The organism is Rhizobium sp. P1_B8 (assembly GCF_056406515.1).
This window is the reverse complement of the sequence record NZ_JBFTZZ010000001.1, coordinates 630,732-648,580: the sequence shown is the minus strand read 5'-3', so window position 1 is coordinate 648,580 and position 17,849 is coordinate 630,732. Positions and strand designations below refer to the sequence as shown.

Sequence of the window (17,849 nt, the reverse complement as noted above, 5' to 3'; positions counted from 1 at the left end):
CTTAAAGCGCGTCGCATAAATCCGGATTGACGCGACGCGCTTTAGAGCGCGGCGCGGAGTTATGCGCGAGCGCTGCCCACTGGCCGGGCGTCATGCCGTATGCCTTCTTGAAATGGCGATTGAGATGGCTCTGATCGGCAAAGCCGGTCGCCGCCGCCACATCGGAAATCCCTTCGCCCGCGCCGATCATCGCCCGCGCCCGCTGCAGCCGCCGCATCAAAAGGTACCGATGAGGGCTGGTGGCAAAGGCCGCCCGGAAATGCCGCGACAGCGCGAAACGGTCGAGCCCCGTTACCGCTTCCAGCTCTAGGGAATGCACTGCCCGGGTCGCATGCGCCTCAAGATAATCTCGCGCCGCCTGCGCCTGCCGCCAGGCGACACCGTCGAGCGGCCGGCGCGGCATGCGCGCATGCCGTGACAGCCCGCCGGTCACCCGCGATACGAAATCGTCGACGAAAAGCTCGTCCAGTTCGCGGTCGAGTTCGCCGAGTGCTGCCAGCAGCACGCCCGCCAGCGCGGGATCGCCGATAACGGGTTCATCGACAAAAGGCAGGCCGACGCCATCGGCTTCCAGGCACTCAAGAAGCAGCGACGGCTCCAGATAAAGCATGCGGTACTGCAGCCCGTCCTCGGTTCCCGCCCCGCCGTCATGCTCCTCATCGGGATGCAGCACGATCACCTGCCCCGGCAGGCTGAAGCGCCGCTCGCCGCGATAGCGAAAGGTCTGAACCCCCTTCAGGGTCACGCCGAGCGCATAGGTATCGTGTCGGTGCGGCTCGAAGGCATTGCCTGAGAACTGCGCCGCGATGCGCTCGATGCCGGGAAAGGCCGGCGCAGCCAGGATGGCGTTGCCGGACGGTCCCACGCACAAACGTTCAAGACCTTCGAAGACCTGCGGATGTAAATCCTGGTTCAACGCGCCCGATACTCCATAACCCGTAGTTAGGTGAAAGACCGTCCGATGTTTGATACCAAAATTGCCGTCGTCCTGCGAAACAATCTTGCCGGCTGGCAGAAGCTGAACGTCACCGCCTTCCTGATGACAGGCATCGCCGGCCGGCATCCGGAGATCATCGGCGAAGCCTATAGGGACCGCGCCGGCAATCTCTACAATCCGCTATCGATCCAGCCGATCATCGTGCTCTCTGCCGACGAGGCGACGATGTCAGCCGTTCACCGCCGCGCGCTGGATCGCGATATTACCAGCTCGCTGTTCATCGAGGAGATGTTTGCGACCGGCTACGACGCAGCCAATCGCGCCGTCTTCGCCGAATTTGCTCCCGAAGACGCGAAGGTGGTCGGCATCGCGCTGCGCGCCGAAAAGAAGATCGTCGACAAGATCACCAAGGGTGCGACGATGCAGCATTAACAAAAACGGCCGGGCTAAGCCCGGCCGCTTCAAAGGCAGAAAATCCGGTTCAGCTCTGCGTGATCGGAGCGATCTGGATCTCGACGCGGCGGTTCTGCGCCCGGCCGGCCTCACTCGCATTGGAGGCGACCGGCTGGGACGGGCCGAAACCGACGGCGGAGACGCGGCGCTGGTCGATGCCCTGGCCGCCGAGATAATCGGCAACCGACAGCGCGCGGCGCTGCGACAGGTCCTGATTGTGCTGCAGGCTGCCGGTCGAATCCGTATGGCCGTTGACGTCGATCAGCGTGCGGTTGAACTTGCGCAGCACGATCGCCACCGAATTCAGCGTCGGATAGAAGCCCGGCTTCACCGCGTCCTGGTCGACGTCGAAGGTGATGTTCGAGGGCATGTTGAGGATGATGTTGTCGCCGTTGCGGGTCACCGAAATGCCGGTGCCTTCGAGCTGGGCGCGAAGCTCGGATTCTTGCTGGTCCATGTAATTACCGATCGCGCCGCCGGCGAGAGCGCCGACGCCGGCGCCGATCAACGCCGCATTGCGCTTGCCGTGACCGCCGCCGCCGACGGCCACGCCGACGAGCGCACCGCCGAGGGCACCAAGCGCGGCGCCGCCGGCCGTATTGGAAACCTTCTGTTCACCGGTATAGGGATCGGTCGTCGTGCAGGCGCTGAGATAACTTGCGGCAATAGCTAGAAGTACGAATTTCTTGATCATGGACAGGACGGTCTCCGTTCGACTGATCCGAGCAAATGGCAAGGATTGCGGCAAGAAAATGAAGATGTTCCCTTGATAGGGGAATTTCAGGCGCCGAAACAGAAGCGATGTTGCGGGAATGCGCAGATATCACCAGTTTTAGCGAGTAGTGCGCCTGCGCGACGTTATGGCAGAACGATAGCCTCTGCGGCCAGCGCGACAATCAGCCCTCATGGTCATGAGGCCGAAAGGCCGTCTCGAACCACGAGGGCGGATGGCGGGGTGACCGCACTCTTAGAAATTCTGGAACAACTGCCTGACCGTATCGTAGGTCGCGTTGGCGATATTCAGCGATTGCAGGCCGAGCTGTTGCTGCGTCTGCAGCGCCCTGAGCTTGCTGGACTCTTCCTCCATGTCCGCATCGACAAGCCGTCCGATGCCGGCGGTGATGTTGTCGTGGAGTTTCGTGGCGAAGTCGTTTTGCAGGTTGATGCGCTTCTCCAACGCGCCGAAGGCTGAACCGACTGTCGTCAGCTGCGTCAGTGCCGCATCGACGACACTGATCATTTCGCTGACCTGTCCTTTCGTGGTGACGTCCGAGAGCGAAATCACCACCTGCCCCGTGGTCGTGCCGTTCTTGCTCTCCATCAGCACATAATTCTGCGAGGCGCCGAGCTCGGTGGCGAAATAGGCCGATGTCAGCACGCCGTATTCGCCCGAACCGGTGGCGCGATCGTCAATCAGGTAGCGCGCGTCCTTGGAGGAGGTGCTCCCGGTCGGCGTCGTGTCGATATGGTAGCTCAGCATGCCGACCGAGATCGTGCCGTCGGCATTGCGGATGAAGGAGGCCGGGATCTGGCGCGGCTGCGTCGGCGTCGCGTTGTTGTCGAGAACCACCCAGTTGTCGCTGTTGAAAGTCGCCGCCTCGGAGACGCTGCGCAACTGCTCCTGCAACTGCTTGATCTCTTCGTTGACCTTGTTCTTGTCGATGCCATCTTCGGTCGCGGCAACCAGCTTGGCCTTGATCTCCGAGACGACATCGATGACGTTCTGAACGCCGGTATAGGCCGTTCCCATCGTCGCCGCCGCCATACCGAGCGCATCCTGGATTGCTGAAATCGCCTTGTTGTCGGTTCGCGCAGTGGTCGCGACAGACCAGTAGACGGAATTGTCTCTGGCCTCCGCGACGCGCTTGCCGGTGGTGATGTGGTTTTGCGTGACCGCCATATTGCGGTTGATATCGCGCAGCACATGAAGCGCCGCATCCACCGAGACGCGCTGGTAAATACTCACGGAACTAAACTCCAAAAACACAACAGGACGCAAACTGCACAAGAAATGAACCGTCCGCGCGGACTCTCATGTCCGGGGTCGCTGGAGTTCCAGCGCGTTGCGGCCTCCAAGAAACGAAGAAGACCAGTCGGTTACTGATAACAATCATTGCCGTTTATGCTTAACAAACGACTAAACTTCAGAAGTAATTTATCTTATTTCGCAAGGTTTCATACACCATGAAAAGCGCCGCCGGATTACAGCGCCCCGCGTCTTTTCAGACTCGCAAAGGACGCTGTAGCACTTTGAATTCCTGCAAAATTTATCCTTAAATCCGTTCCAATTTAAAGGGTTGCGCGGCAGTCCGGCAGCCTTCGAAATCGGATGAACGCCTTATTCGGCGGCCTGCAGCTGCTCGTCATCGGGCGCACCGCGCGGCCGCGTGGCGACCGACATCTCTTCGTGCAGGCGCGCCTCCTCATGGGCGTGCGGCTTGGCGAAGCGGGCAAGCAGCAGATAGGCGACCGGCGTGATGAACAGCGTCACCAGCGTCGCGAAACCGAGACCGCCGACGATCACCCAGCCGAGCGCAACACGCGCTTCGGCGCCCGCGCCATGGGCAAAGACGAGTGGCACGCCGCCGAGGATGGTGGCGATCATCGTCATCATCACCGGGCGAAGGCGCAGCGCACAGGCCTTCTCGATCGAGGACCGCACATCCTCGCCCCGGTCGCGCAGCTGATTGGCGAATTCGACGATCAGAATGCCGTTCTTCGCCATGACGCCGACCAGCAGCACCAGGCCGATCTGGCTGTAGATGTTGAGGCTGGAACCGGTGATAACCAGCGCAAAGACGGCACAGGCAAGACCGAGCGGCACCGTCGACATGATGATCAGCGAGGACAGCACGCTTTCGAACTGCGCAGCCAGCACCAGGAAGATGATGACGATGGCGAAGCCGAAGGTCAGCGCCATGCCGCTCGAATTCTCTTCGAGAGTCGCCGCTTCCGCTAGCGGCAGCAAGCGAGAGCCTGGCGGCAGCAGCGGCTCGGCAAGAGCCGTCACTCGGCTGACGGCATCGCCGAGCGACATGCCGTTCCTGAGGCCGGCGGTGATCGCGACGGAGGCGAGCTGCTGCTCGCGGTTGAGCTGCGGCGCGACCGACCCCTCCTTCATCGTGGCAATGACCGACATCGGCACGATCTTTCCATCGCCGGTCTTCAGGAACACGTTCTCGAGGTCGGTCGGATCGTCGATCGGCCGCGTCGTCGAGGTCAGAAGCACGGGATAGGATTCGCCGTCGACGAAGACGTCGACCACCGAGCGCCCTTCGAGCAGCGATTGGATTGCCGTCGAAAGCCCGGTTATGTCGATGCCGAGATCCGAGGCGCGCTCGCGGTCGATTGTCACCGACACCTGCGCCTGGCTGGGTTCGTTGGTCAGGCGCGGCGTCTCGTATTGGCCAGTGGCCTCGAGCGCCTGCACCAGCTTGGCGGCCGCCGCCGTCAGCGCCTCGTGATCATTGCCGATCAGCGCCATCTGCACGCCGCTGCCTGCGCCGCGGATGCGCAGGCTGTTCGATGAGATAGCATTGCCGCGCAGAGCCGGCACCCTGGAGGCCGCTTGGTTGATATCGCCGACGATCTCCGCCTGCGTCCTCTGGCGCTCTCCCCAGGGGGCAAGCGTCAGCACCATGAAGCCGCTGTTCAGCGAACCGCCCTGGCCGGAAATCGAGAAGACGTTGCGAATGTCGCCGCTGTCGACCAGCGGCTGCAGATATTCCTCGACGAGCTGCATCTTGTCGCGGGTATATTCGAGGCTCGATCCCTGCGGCGTCGTCAGCCGCATCATCACCATCGACCGGTCCTCTTCGGGCGTCAGCTCACTCTTGACCGTCGAGAAGGCGACGAGCGCCGCACCGGCAAAGATCACCGAGAACAGGATGACCACGAAGGGCGCGTTGAGACAGCCGTGCAGAACCCATTTGTAGAGATTGGCAAGCGCTCCGCCGAAGCGGCCGAGCACGCCGTGATCTTCGAGCATCGGCTTCGTCAGCATGCGCGAGGCAAGCATTGGACACAGCGTCAGCGCCACGATCGACGACAGCCCGACCGAGAAAGCGAGCACGAAGCCGAATTCGCGGAAGAGTCCACCGACCTGTCCCGGCAGGAAGGAGAGCGGAATGAACACCGCCGCCAACGTCGCCGTCGTGGCGATCACGGCGAAGAACACCTCACGCGTGCCAAGCACCGCGGCCGCGCGCGGTCCCATGCCCTCAGCGCGCCGGCGCACGATATTTTCGAGCACCACGATCGCATCGTCGACGACGAGACCGGTCGCCAGCACGATCGCGAGCAGCGTCAGGATGTTGATCGAGAAGCCAACCATATAGATCGCCGCCAGCGTGCCGATCAGCGCCACCGGCATGCTGACCGCCGGAATCAGCGTCGCCCGCCAATCGCGCAGGAAGAGATAGATGACGGCGGTGACGATGACGGCGGCGAGCACCAGCGCCAGCACCACCTCGTGGATCGCACCCTGGATGAAGACGGCGTCGTCGCTGGTGATGGCAATCGTCGTGCCCTCGGGTAGCGTCTTCGACAGCTGGTCGACGGCCGCCTTGATGCCGGTCGAGATGTTCAGCGTATTCGACTGCGCCTGGCGGATGATGCCGAGGCCGATGCCCGGCTTGCCGTTGGAGCGCAGCGCCGTTTCGCCGTCGCGCGGCCCGAGCATCACCGTCGCGACGTCGCCGAGCCTGACGCGGTCCTGTAGGATCACGTTGGAAAAATCCGCCGGCGTCTGCAGGTTGGCGGTGGCGCGCACCACGATATCCTGCGTATTGCTCTTCAGCGATCCGGCCGGCACGTCGAGTGCGGCATTGTCGAGCGCCTTCGTCAGGTCGCCGATGGTCAGCCCGCGGCTGGCGAGCGCGCCCTGGTCGACGTCGACGCGGAAGACCTTCTCCTGGTCGCCATACTCCTCGACGTCGGCAACGCCGTCGACGGAGGCGAGGCGATCGATCACCTCGTTTTCGACGAGCTGCGTCAGGTCGTCCATGTTGAGCTTGGTGGAGGTGACGGCAAGTCGCAAGATCGCCGAGGAATCCGAATCCGCCTTGACGATCTGCGGCGCGTCCGCTTCGTCGGGCAGGTTCTGGGTGATGCGGCCGATCGCGTCGCGCACGTCGTTGGCGGCGACCGCGAGATCGATCGCATCCGAGAATTCCAGAGTGACCCGGCTCTGGCCGAAGGAAGAGGTCGACGAAATCGACTTCAGGCCGCTGACGCGCGCGACCGCCCCCTCGATCACCTTGGTCAACTCCTGGTCGATCGTCTGCGGCGAAGCGCCGTCGAAGGTGGTGCGCACGGTGACGACGGGACGGTCAACATCCGGCAGTTCGCGCACCTCGACGCCGACATAGGCGGCAAGGCCGGCGACGACCATCAGCGTGTTGAACACCAGCGCCAGGATCGGCCGGCGAACGAAAAGTGCGGTGAAGCTCTGCTTGCCCGAGGCCCTGTCCTGATGAATCTCGGTCACGCTCATTGGGTGGCGACCTCCGCAGTCGCGGCGACATCGGCGCTCACACGCACAGCCCCGCCCTCACGCACACGCTGCAGGCCCTGCGTCACGATCTTGTCGCCGTCCTTGAGGTCAGCTTTGACGAGCACGAAATCCGGGTTGCGCTGCACGATGCTGACCCGCACCTTGCGCGACTTGTCGTCATTGACCTGCCAGACGAATGACCCTTGTGAATCCCACTGCACGGAGACCGGATCGACCGCCGGATATTTGTCGCCGGCAAATTTCATGCTGACGCTGAAGGACATGCCGGCGCGCAACTCATCCGAACTATTGTCGATCTTGGCGCGCAGGCGAAGTGTGCGGCTTGCCGCGTCGATGCGGTTGTCGACGGCTTCGACCACGCCGGAAAAGACCTGTCCCGGCCGCGCCACCGACATCGCCTCGACCGGCTGACCGACCAACACAGTATTGGCGAAACGCTCCGGCACCCAATAATCGACGAGGATTTCCGAACGGTCGTCGAGCGTGACGATCGGGATGCTCGTCGTGACGTTGTCGCCGATATTAACCGGCACGATGCCAACGATGCCGTCGATCGGCGCGGTGATGTTGCGCCGTGCGAGATTGAGCTCGGCGGCCTGCAGTTGCAGCCGCGCGCCCTGCTCGGCAATCTCGGAATCGAAGACGTCCATGCGCGACACGCTGGACTTGATATTATGATAGAGATTGGACTTCTCGACGGCGGCCTTGACCGCCACATCAGCCTGGCCGCGGGCGATCACCTGCTCCTCGCTGTCGAGCTTGGCGAGCACCTGCCCGGCCTTCACCCTGTCACCAGACTTGATGAGGATTTCGCGGATGGTGCCCGATGCCTGCGGCGTGACCGCCACCGAGCGGATCGCGTCCCCCGTGCCGATGGCGTTCAGCCGGTCGTTGACGACGCCCTGGACGACAGCCTGCGTCGCGACGAGAATGGCGCTGTTGCGCCCGCCGCCATTGCGGCGGTTTTGTCCCTGCCCTTGTCCGTCGCCGCGCTGCTGCCCTTGCGCCCGGGCGGGAGCGTCGGCATCCGCAGTCTCCTCAGCCTTCGGCGCGATCTTGGAAACGATGCTGTCTGGAATACCTGCATCGCGCATCGTATCGCCGGCGCCGGGCACAAAAAAAACCCACGCGGCAAAGCCGGCAACAATGACGATGAGCGACAGTATAAACTGCTTCCAAAAGGCCATTCACGTCTCCAGAGGGACTCGAGGTTGGACCAGGGTCGGTCGAAAGAGGCGCTGCGGGATCAAGATTCCCGTCTGATGCGACAATATCGCGCGTTTACAGCTTACCGGCAAGCATAAGCAGCCGGCATTACCGATTTGTAATATCAGCAAAGAATGGAAATAACCCGACCGCTCACTTTTGCTTGAACGAACACTCGCCGCTGTCTTTGACACCACCGATTGTCGGGCGAAATATTGCACAAATCTCTGACGATGCAGATTGGATGTCTATCGGCGCATCGACCATCGCACGCCCATGACGGCCGCAATCCCCAGTATCGGCCACATCGCCCAGAACTGCCCCGTCCAGGTGAAGAGGTTGATGCCGGCAATGCCGAGCGCCACGATCGCCAGCGAGGTGATCTTGCGGTTGAACAGCGTCTGGTCGCGATTCCAGGCGAGCGCCGCGACGACGGCCAGCGCCAGCACGGGAAAGCGCGCCCAGAAAATGCCCTGCCATGACAGCAGATTGATGCAGATCAGGACAGCGGCGATGACGGCGAGCACGCCGTAGAGCCTACTCCCGCGCGGTGCCGGCCTTGCCTCGGAGATTGCCGCCGCCATAACCGCCGGCTGCGGACGCGCGGGGCCGGATCGTTCGGCAGGCGGCGTCTCGTCCCTGGCATCGCCGATCTTCACCGCGTAGCTCGGCACGCCTTCATCGACATTCTTCACCATCAACGGTCCGAGAAACTCGAAACCAACAGCCACCTTGTTGCGCACCTGATCGTAGACAGTGCTTGAAATGACGATGCCGCCGGCCGCAGCCGAAGCCTGCAGCCGCGCCGCAATATTGACGCCGTCACCATAGATGTCGTCGCCTTCGACGATCACGTCGCCGAGATTGATGCCGATGCGAAAGAGCATGCGCCCGTCGGCCGGACGGCGGGCGTTGAACCCCGCGAGTTCGTTCTGGGTGTCGACGGCCGCGCGCACCGCTTCGACCACGCTCGGGAAATCGGCGATCAGCCCATCGCCCCAGGTATTGATGACGCGGCCGCCATGGCTTTCGATGAGGCGCCCCATCGCTTCTCGGCAGCGCTTCAGGCTCGCAAGCGTGCCCTCCTCGTCAGCCCCCATCAGCCGCGTATAGTCCTGCACGTCAGCACAGAAGATCGTCGTCAGCTTGCGCCGCGTTTCACTCATGGTCTCTCGTCTCCGCGCCATCCGCCCCGGGAAAGATCGCTGCAAAGGCTGAAACTGGTCGAGATCAAGTGGGCGATTGCAACGGCGGTAAACTACTAAGGCTTTGTGTTTGTTGCCACCGATAATTGTTCACGTTATCGCCCGTCAGCACAACGAGTGATTATTGAACGATCTTGCGCGGGCTCGCCGTGTGTTCTCTCGCCACCGTGCTGGAACTGTCGATTTCCTGAAGCAATACGTCATAGCCCCAGAGATCGGCGAGATGCTGCAGGACGAGCTTCGTGTCATTTTCCTGAAGATAGCAGCCATTCATCATGATGTGTTGCAGCAACAGCCGGCGGTCGCCGGCGAGATCGACATCGACGATATCGATTGCCGGATCGGTCCAGCCGATATCATATTCGCGGGAGAGCTGGCGGCGGATGCGCAAGTATCCACGCTCATTATGGATCGCCGAAACCAGCACTCCCTCGGTCTGTTCAGGATCGTCGTAGAGATGGAACAGCCGCAACTGCCGGATCAGGTTCGGGCTCAGAAACTGGCTGATAAAGCTCTCGTCCCGGTAATTGGCCCAGATGTCGCGCAGGACCGCCATCGCATCGCCTCGTCCAGCGATATCGGAAAACCATGTGCGGTCCTCTTCCGTCGGCTTCGTGACGATCCGCTCGATATCCTGCATCATCGCAAAACCAAGCGCATAGGGGTTGAAGCCCGAGAACCGCCGGTCGTCGTAGCTCGGCTGGAACACGACGTTAGCGTGCGACTTCAGGAATTCGAGGAAGTTTCCGTCGCTGATCTGCCCCCGCTCGTGAAGCCGGTTCATGATCTGGTAGTGGACGAAAGTGGCGGTTCCCTCGTTCATCACCTTGGTCTGCCGCTGGGGATGGAAATATTGCGCGACGTGGCGGACGATGCGGAGGATCTCGCGCTGCCACGGCTGCAGCCGCGGCGCCGATTTTTCAAGGAAGTAAAGGATGTTGTCCTGCGGAAGACCGAGGGCGGCGCGGCGCTTTTCCAGGCCGATGTCACCCGCCTTCCGGGCCTTGCCGACCGGAACCGTGCGCCATAGGTCGTTGAACATCTGCTCCTCGTGGGCGCGGCGCTCCTGCTGCCGCTTCTCCTCCTGGCGAAGATCGATGGTGGTCTTGCCCGCGTATCGATGTACGCCGTGCGACATCAGCGCATGGGCTGCGTCGAGCGTACGCTCGACGGCCGTCTCGCCGTAACGCTCCTCACAGCGGGTGATATAACCCTTGGCGAAATCGAGGTAATCGAGGATACCCTCCGCATCGGTCCAGAGCTTGAAGAGATAGTTGTTCTTGAAGAAGTGGTTGTGGCCGAAGGCCGCATGCGCGGTGACGAGCGTCTGCATCGTCGCCGTGTTCTCTTCCATCAGGTAGGAGATGCATGGAGAGCTGTTGATGACGATTTCATAGGCAAGGTCGCGCATCCCGCGGCGGTAGAAGGTTTCGTGATGCGCGAAGTGCTTGCCGAAAGACCAATGGCGGTAAAAGAGCGGCATGCCGGTGGAGGAATAGGCATCGAGCATCTGCTCCGAGGTGATGACTTCGATCTGGTTCGGATAGACGTCGAGGCCGAGTTCGTTAAGCGCGATCTCCTCGCAGGCGTCGTGGATGCGCTGGAGAGTTGCGAAATCCCAGTCGGCTCCCTGGAACAAAAGCCGCTCTCTTGGTCTCATGGTCGTGGTCATGGCGTCACCCTCGACTGTGCGTCACGTTTCTGGAAGAGATCATGGAAAACAGGGAATATTTCGCTCCGCCGGCAGACCTTGCGCATCGAAAGCGATAGCTCGGAACGGATCCCGTCATAGAGCATCCAAAGCGGTGAACGGGATATTGAGGAGTCGCCGCCCTCTTCGCCGACCTCGATATAGGCGAAATACTGGCACAGCGGCAAAATCTCGCGCAGCAATTGCCCGGTCAGGTTTCCGTCCGAATGGGCGTTGTCGCCGTCCGAAGCCTGGGCGCCGTAGATATTCCACTCTGCCGGATCGAAACGCGCCGCGATGATCCCGCGCATTGCTGCAAGGGCGCTGGATACCAGCGTTCCGCCCGTCGCCGGACCATAGAAGAAGGTTTCCTCGTCGACCTCCTCGGCCTTGTCGGTATGACGGATGAAGACGATCTCCACTTTCTTGTATCGCTTCGACAGGAAAAGGTAGAGCAGCAGGTAGAACCGCTTCGCAAGGTCCTTCATGTGCTCTGACATGGAGCCTGAGACGTCCATCAGGCAGAACATCACGGCCTTCGCCACAGGCTTCGGCTCGTTTTCGAAGCGGCGATACCGCACGTCGAGCGGATCGATATAGGGAATGCGCCGGCTTTTTTCCGTCAGGGATTTGAGTTTTGCCTCAAGCGTCAGGCGGCTTTCGTCGTCCTCGCATTCCTCGATCTGTCGCTGCAGGGCTTCTATCTCTTCGCGACGCGGACGGTGAAGCGCGACGCGGCGCATCATCGCGAGCCTCGTCGTGCGACCGACGGCGATGTTGGACGGCGATCCCGATACGGAATAGCCGGCCCGCGACGGAGTTTCCTCCTCGGTTTCGGTCAGACGCCGCTTGGCAAGGTCGGGCAGTTCCAGGTCATCCAGAAACACATCGAGGAATTCCTCGCGCGTCAGCACGAAACGGAAGCCGTCCTCGCCATCGCCTTCGCCTGCATCTTTTGGTTTTCCACCCTTCCTGCCCGGCGGCCGTGGAATGATATCGCCTTCGACAAAGGCCCTGTTTCCCGGCAGGATGTGATCGGCGACGCCGCCGTCGCCCCTTCGAAGGCTCGGTTCGGCCATTCCATCGATCGGCAGGCTGATCTCACCGCCGTCGAGCACATCGCGAATGTTCCGGTTTTGCAGAGAACGCTTTACCGCCTGCTGCACGGCGCCTTTCATGCGCCGAAGAAACCGTTGCCGATTTTCCAGACTTTTACCGCGCGGATTTAGCCGACGGTCGACAATGTGCATATTGGCTCCACATTAACTTGCCTGTTTGACGCGCATGTACCATTCGACGAGGCGCCGAACCTGCCTCTCCGTGTAGCCCCGCGCAGCCATGCGCGAGACGAACTCGCTGTGTTTCTTTTCTGTTTCCGAATCCTTCTTCGAACCGAAGGAAATGACCGGCAAAAGATCCTCGACCTGCGAGAACATTCGCTTCTCGATGACTTCCCGGATCTTCTCGTAGCTTGTCCATGACGGATTCTTTCCGCCGTTGGCTGCCCGCGATCTCAAGCAGAACTTGACGATTTCGTTGCGGAAATCCTTCGGATTGGCGATTCCCGCCGGCTTTTCGATTTTCGTCAGTTCCTGGTTGAGGAGCTCGCGATCGAGAAGCTGGCCGGTATCGGGATCCTTGAAGTCCACGTCTTCGATCCAGGCATCGGCATAATCCACGTAGCGGTCGAACAGATTCTGCCCGTAATCCGCATAGGACTCAAGATAGGCCTTCTGAATCTCATTGCCAATGAACTCTGCGTAACGTGGCGCAAGATCGGCCTTGATGAACTCCAGATAGCGCTTCTCGACATCGTCGGAAAACTGCTCGCGGCGGATCGACTGCTCCAACACATACATCAGATGAACCGGATCGGCGCCAATATCCGTGGTGTCGTGATTGAAGGTGGAGGCGAGCACCTTGAAGGCGAAGCGGGTCGATATGCCGTCCATGCCTTCGTCGATGCCGGCGGCATCCCGATATTCCTGGACACTGCGGGCGCGCGGATCCGTCTCCTTCAGGCTCTCGCCGTCATAGGTACGCATCTTCGAGAAGTACGTCGAATTCTCATGTTTACGCAGACGCGAAAGCACGGAGAAGCGGGCCAGCATTTCGAGCGTCGCGGGGGCGCATGGCGCATCGGCCAGTTCCGATCCCTCGATCAGCTTTTCGTAGATCTTCTGCTCTTCCGTGACGCGCAGGCAATAGGGCACCTTGATCACGCAAATACGGTCGATGAACGCCTCGTTATTCTTGTTGGCCTTGAAGGTTTGCCATTCCGCTTCGTTCGAATGCGCAAGGACGATGCCGGAGAAGGGTATGGCGCCGATATTCTCGGAGCCGATATAGTTCCCCTCCTGCGTCGCCGTCAGCAGCGGATGCAGCATCTTGATCGGCGCCTTGAACATCTCGACGAATTCGAGCACGCCCTGATTGGCGCGGTTGAGGCCGCCCGAATAGCTGTAGGCATCGGGATCGTTCTGGGAATAGGTCTCCAGCTTGCGGATATCGACCTTGCCGACCAGCGACGAGATATCCTGATTGTTCTCGTCTCCAGGCTCGGTCTTGGCGATAGCGATCTGGCGCAGCCGCGAAGGCTGTACCCTGACGACACGGAAGCGGGAAATATCACCCCCAAAATCATCGAGCCGCTTCAGGCACCACGGGCTCATCAGTCCGCTCAGGCGTCGCAGGGGAATGCCGTATTGCTCCTGCAGGAGCGATCCCATCGTGTCCGGGTCGAACAGGTTGAGCGGACTTTCGAAAACGGGGCTGATCTCGTCACCCGCCTTCAGCACGTAGATCGGATGAAGCTCCATCAGCAGCTTCAGCCGCTCGGCCAGCGATGACTTGCCGCCGCCGACCGGGCCGAGCAGATAAAGGATCTGCTTGCGCTCCTCGAGCCCCTGGGCCGCGTGCCGGAAGAAGGAAACGATGCGTTCGATTGTCTCTTCCATGCCGTGGAAGCCGACAAAGGCCGGATAGATCCGGATGGTCCGGTTCATGAATATCCGACCGAGGCGCGTGTCCCTGGCGGTGTCGACCATCTGCGGTTCGCCTATCGCGGCGAGCAGGCGCTCGGTCGCATTGGCATAGGCAAGTGGTTCCTTTTTGCAAAGGTCGAGATACTCCGCGATCGACATATCGGTTTCGCGACGCGCATCATAGGTGCGGGTGAACGCATCAAATACGGATTCACTCAGCATGGGCCCTCCATTCAAGGTTAATGCCACAGGCTCTAGGTCGTCATACCAAGGAGATGGACACGACATTCCTAAGAATCAATAGTTTCGCAGGTATATTCCACGCTCACCGGCTGTTTCTGGCAATGCACAAAAACGTGCATGCACCGGTTATTTTTTTACTCTACGAAACTGTTCCTTATTGTAGTGGAGAAGGGTGCCATCGCGGTATCAGCACATTTCGCGACGTGACAGAAAGATGAAAAAGGTGTGCAATGTCGCCCGTGATTCGAGCACTGGAGAAATCGACGATTGGCAGCCAATCTGCGCAAAGTCGATGCAGGACAGCGTGTGCCGATCCGCTTCGGACATGATGGAAACGGACGCATCGCGACTATGCGCCCGTCATCGTGATCATACGCTAACCGCGCGACTCAGCCGTTGAATGCCTTCTCCAGCGCGGCGACATCGATCTTGACCATACCGAGCATCACTTCGGTTACGCGCCTGGCCCGCTCGCGGTTGCTGTCGGCGATCATTTCCGACAGCATGCGCGGCACGATCTGCCAGGAAAGACCCCAGCGGTCCTTCAGCCAGCCGCAGGCCTCCGGCGTGCCGCCATTGGCGAGAAATGCCTCCCATATCCGATCGATCTCGGCCTGGCTTTCCACAAGAATCGCGATCGAGAAGGAATGATTGAAGCTATCGAGCGGGCCGGCCTTCATCGCCAGGAAGGCCTGGTCGGCGAGCGTGAATTCGATCAGTTCAACACTGCCGGGAGGGCCGCTCGGCGTTTCCGCCGGCAAAATGGTGGTGCGGCCGATCCTGGAGTCCGGGATAACAGACACATAGAATTCGACGGCTTCGCGTGCTTCCTCGGCGAACCAGAGATTTGAAACGACCTTCGGCATGAAACGGCCTCCTTGTTGACGGTATTGATCCGGACTGCTGTCCGATGACCCAAGGACGCCCCATCGGCGCCGGTTCCGACAGGCCGCGAACCGAATTTTAGCCCCGCTCGCCCGCGTGACCACCATGGCCGCGCTCTGCGGCGGCATTGCTGCCCGCAACCTACCGCCCGGAACAGCGGCGGCTCGGGAATGAAAGCAGAACATCTTTTCTGGTCTTTCCTTCCCGAATCACTACATTACGCGCCATGAGCAATAGTTTCGACGATATGCCCTTCTTCGACGAAGAGCCGGGCGAGATGGCGCGCAAGCCGCAGCCGCCTGCCGCACCCGCCGAAAGGGCGCCCGTCGCCGGCGGCGGCATCGCGGCGCGCGCCATGGCGGCTCGCGACGGTGGCAAGCGGCCGGACTACCTCGCCGGGCTGAACCCCGAGCAGACCGAAGCCGTCGAAACGTTGGAAGGCCCCGTCCTCGTGCTGGCCGGCGCCGGCACCGGCAAGACGCGCGTACTGACGACCCGCATTGCCCATATCCTCAACACCGGCCGTGCCTTCCCCTCGCAGATCCTCGCCGTCACCTTCACCAACAAGGCGGCACGCGAGATGAAGGAGCGCATCGCGCTGCTCGTCGGTGGCGCCGTCGAAGGCATGCCCTGGCTCGGTACCTTCCATTCGATCGGCGTCAAACTTCTGCGCCGCCACGGCGAGCTCGTCGGCCTGCGCTCCGATTTCACCATTCTCGATACCGACGACGTCGTCCGCCTGATCAAGCAGTTGATCCAGGCCGAAGGCCTCGACGACAAGCGCTGGCCGGCCAAGCAGTTCGCCGGCATGATCGACACCTGGAAGAACAAGGGTCTCGGCCCCGCCGACATCCCCGAGGGCGACGCCCGCGCCTTTGCCAATGGCCGCGGCCGCGATCTCTATTTTGCCTATCAGGCGCGCCTGACGACGCTGAACGCCTGCGACTTCGGCGACCTGCTGATGCATCCGATCGCGATCTTCCGCAAGAACCCGGATCTCTTGAAGGAATATCACGGCCGCTTCCGCTATATCCTCGTCGACGAGTATCAGGACACCAACACCGCTCAGTACATGTGGCTCAGGCTTCTCGCCCAGCGCCCCAAGGGCGAGCCGCAGAACGTCTGCTGCGTCGGCGACGACGATCAGTCGATCTATGGCTGGCGCGGCGCGGAGGTCGACAATATCCTGCGCTTCGAAAAGGATTTCCCCGGCGCCAAGGTGATCAAGCTCGAGCGCAACTACCGCTCGACCGAACATATCCTCGGCGCCGCTGCCCATCTGATCGCCCATAATGAGGGCCGCCTCGGCAAGACGCTGTTCACCGACCGCTCCGATCCCGACGACGTCAAGGTGCAGGTCCACGCCTCCTGGGATTCGGAGGAGGAAGCCCGCGCCATCGGCGAGGAGATCGAGCAGCTCCAGCGCGGCAAGCATCTGCTGAACGACATGGCGATCCTCGTGCGCGCCTCCTTCCAGATGCGTGAATTCGAAGACCGCTTCGTCACCCTCGGCCTCAACTACCGTGTCATCGGCGGCCCGCGCTTCTACGAGCGCCTGGAAATCCGCGATGCCATGGCCTATTTTCGCCTGGTCGCTCAAGCCTCCGACGACCTCGCCTTCGAACGCATCATCAACACGCCGAAGCGCGGCCTCGGCGACACGACGGTACGTGCGCTGCACGACTATGCCCGCGCCCGCGATATACCAATGCTTGCGGCGGCGGCCGACATTATCGAGACGGACGAGCTGAAGCCGAAGGCGCGAAAGGCGCTCTTCGACGTGATTCAATCTTTCCGCCGATGGCAGGAACTGCTTGAAAACACACCGCATACCGAACTTGCCGAGCAGATCCTCGAAGAGTCCGGCTATACCGACATGTGGAAGAACGACAAGAGCGCCGAAGCCCCCGGTCGCCTTGAGAACCTCAAGGAACTGATCCGCTCGATGGAAAGCTTCGAGTCGATGCGAGGCTTCCTCGAACACGTCTCGCTGGTGATGGATGCCGAGACCAACGAGAACCTCGACGCCGTCTCGATCATGACGCTGCATTCGGCCAAGGGCCTGGAATTCGACACCGTCTTCCTGCCCGGCTGGGAGGAAGGCCTCTTCCCGCACCAGCGCTCGCTCGATGAGAGCGGCCGCGCCGGCCTGGAGGAGGAACGCCGCCTCGCCTATGTCGGCATCACCCGCGCCAAGCACCGCTGCCACATCTGGTTCGTCTCCAACCGCCGCATCCATGGCCTCTGGCAATCGACCCTGCCCTCGCGTTTCCTCGACGAACTGCCGGAAACCCATGTCGAGGTCGCCGAAATGGAGCAGAGCTACGGCGGGTACGGCCGCGGCGGCTACGGCCAGTCCCGCTTCGACAAGGCCGAACCCTTCGCCAACTCCTATTCCACTCCCGGCTGGAAACGCGCCCAGGCCAACAAGACCGATGCCACGCGCGACAATTGGGGCACCCGCTCCGGCCACGCCGTCGAACGTATCGGCTACGGCGAGAGCGGCCCCAAGGGGCGCACCATCGAAGGCGAGCTGGTGGCGAAATCGACCTCATCGGAACCGTCGAGGTTCACGCTCGGCGACCGCGTGTTCCACCTGAAATTTGGCAACGGCAACATCACCGGCATCGAAGGCAACAAGCTGACGATCGAATTCGACCGGGCCGGACAGAAGCGGGTCTTGGACGGGTTCGTCGAGCGCGTGTGACCTCGCATCAACACGGCGCGAAAA

The 17,849-nt window shown here is 61.3% G+C and carries 12 protein-coding genes; 2 read left to right on the top strand and 10 right to left on the bottom strand.

The genetic code is table 11. The features are described from left to right. Position 1: 1 nt before the first annotated feature. Positions 2 to 916 carry an AraC family transcriptional regulator gene (locus tag AC1D2N_RS03050; protein ID WP_130729253.1) on the bottom strand — a complete coding sequence of 305 codons (915 nt, stop codon included), beginning with the start codon at positions 914 to 916 and terminating at the stop codon, positions 2 to 4. Between the two features lie 45 nt (positions 917 to 961). Between AC1D2N_RS03050 and AC1D2N_RS03045 the strand changes: the two genes are divergently transcribed. Beyond that, positions 962 to 1,369: a DUF2000 family protein gene (locus tag AC1D2N_RS03045; RefSeq protein ID WP_130729254.1), complete on the top strand. Its 408-nt coding sequence runs from the start codon at positions 962 to 964 to the stop codon at positions 1,367 to 1,369. A 49-nt stretch (positions 1,370 to 1,418) separates the two neighbouring features. On the opposite strand, the gene AC1D2N_RS03040 is transcribed toward AC1D2N_RS03045, so the two are convergent. From AC1D2N_RS03040 to AC1D2N_RS03000, 9 genes are all read right to left on the bottom strand, one after another. After that, positions 1,419 to 2,084, bottom strand: a complete 666-nt coding sequence (locus AC1D2N_RS03040; protein ID WP_065276333.1) for a YiaD family glycine zipper/OmpA-like lipoprotein — start codon at positions 2,082 to 2,084, stop codon at positions 1,419 to 1,421. Positions 2,085 to 2,357: 273 nt separating this feature from the next. Continuing rightward, positions 2,358 to 3,356 carry a flagellin N-terminal helical domain-containing protein gene (locus AC1D2N_RS03035; RefSeq protein WP_018242826.1) on the bottom strand — a complete coding sequence of 333 codons (999 nt, stop codon included), beginning with the start codon at positions 3,354 to 3,356 and terminating at the stop codon, positions 2,358 to 2,360. Positions 3,357 to 3,728: 372 nt separating this feature from the next. Further along, positions 3,729 to 6,884: an efflux RND transporter permease subunit gene (locus tag AC1D2N_RS03030; RefSeq protein ID WP_130729255.1), complete on the bottom strand. Its 3,156-nt coding sequence runs from the start codon at positions 6,882 to 6,884 to the stop codon at positions 3,729 to 3,731. Next, positions 6,881 to 8,092 (bottom strand): efflux RND transporter periplasmic adaptor subunit, encoded by a 1,212-nt coding sequence (locus tag AC1D2N_RS03025; protein ID WP_112904114.1) that lies wholly within the window; start codon positions 8,090 to 8,092, stop codon positions 6,881 to 6,883. The genes AC1D2N_RS03030 and AC1D2N_RS03025 overlap by 4 nt, the downstream gene beginning before the upstream one ends. A gap of 267 nt (positions 8,093 to 8,359) precedes the next feature. Then, positions 8,360 to 9,277 (bottom strand): adenylate/guanylate cyclase domain-containing protein, encoded by a 918-nt coding sequence (locus AC1D2N_RS03020; RefSeq protein WP_130729256.1) that lies wholly within the window; start codon positions 9,275 to 9,277, stop codon positions 8,360 to 8,362. Positions 9,278 to 9,437: 160 nt separating this feature from the next. Further along, complete coding sequence (locus AC1D2N_RS03015; RefSeq protein ID WP_018242829.1) at positions 9,438 to 10,988, bottom strand: SpoVR family protein; 1,551 nt, start codon at positions 10,986 to 10,988, stop codon at positions 9,438 to 9,440. After that, positions 10,985 to 12,256 carry a YeaH/YhbH family protein gene (locus AC1D2N_RS03010; RefSeq protein WP_018242830.1) on the bottom strand — a complete coding sequence of 424 codons (1,272 nt, stop codon included), beginning with the start codon at positions 12,254 to 12,256 and terminating at the stop codon, positions 10,985 to 10,987. Before AC1D2N_RS03010 ends, AC1D2N_RS03015 begins: the two co-directional genes overlap by 4 nt. Positions 12,257 to 12,268: 12 nt before the next feature. Further along, entirely contained in the window at positions 12,269 to 14,212 is a 1,944-nt protein-coding gene (locus tag AC1D2N_RS03005) for a PrkA family serine protein kinase (protein ID WP_018242831.1), read from the bottom strand. Between the two features lie 410 nt (positions 14,213 to 14,622). Then, positions 14,623 to 15,099, bottom strand: coding sequence for a VOC family protein (locus AC1D2N_RS03000; RefSeq protein ID WP_018242832.1), 477 nt, complete (start codon positions 15,097 to 15,099; stop codon positions 14,623 to 14,625). A gap of 245 nt (positions 15,100 to 15,344) precedes the next feature. Between AC1D2N_RS03000 and AC1D2N_RS02995 the strand changes: the two genes are divergently transcribed. Next, on the top strand, positions 15,345 to 17,825 hold the full coding sequence (locus tag AC1D2N_RS02995) for an ATP-dependent helicase (RefSeq protein ID WP_018242833.1): 2,481 nt from the start codon (positions 15,345 to 15,347) through the stop codon (positions 17,823 to 17,825). Positions 17,826 to 17,849 lie beyond the last annotated feature (24 nt).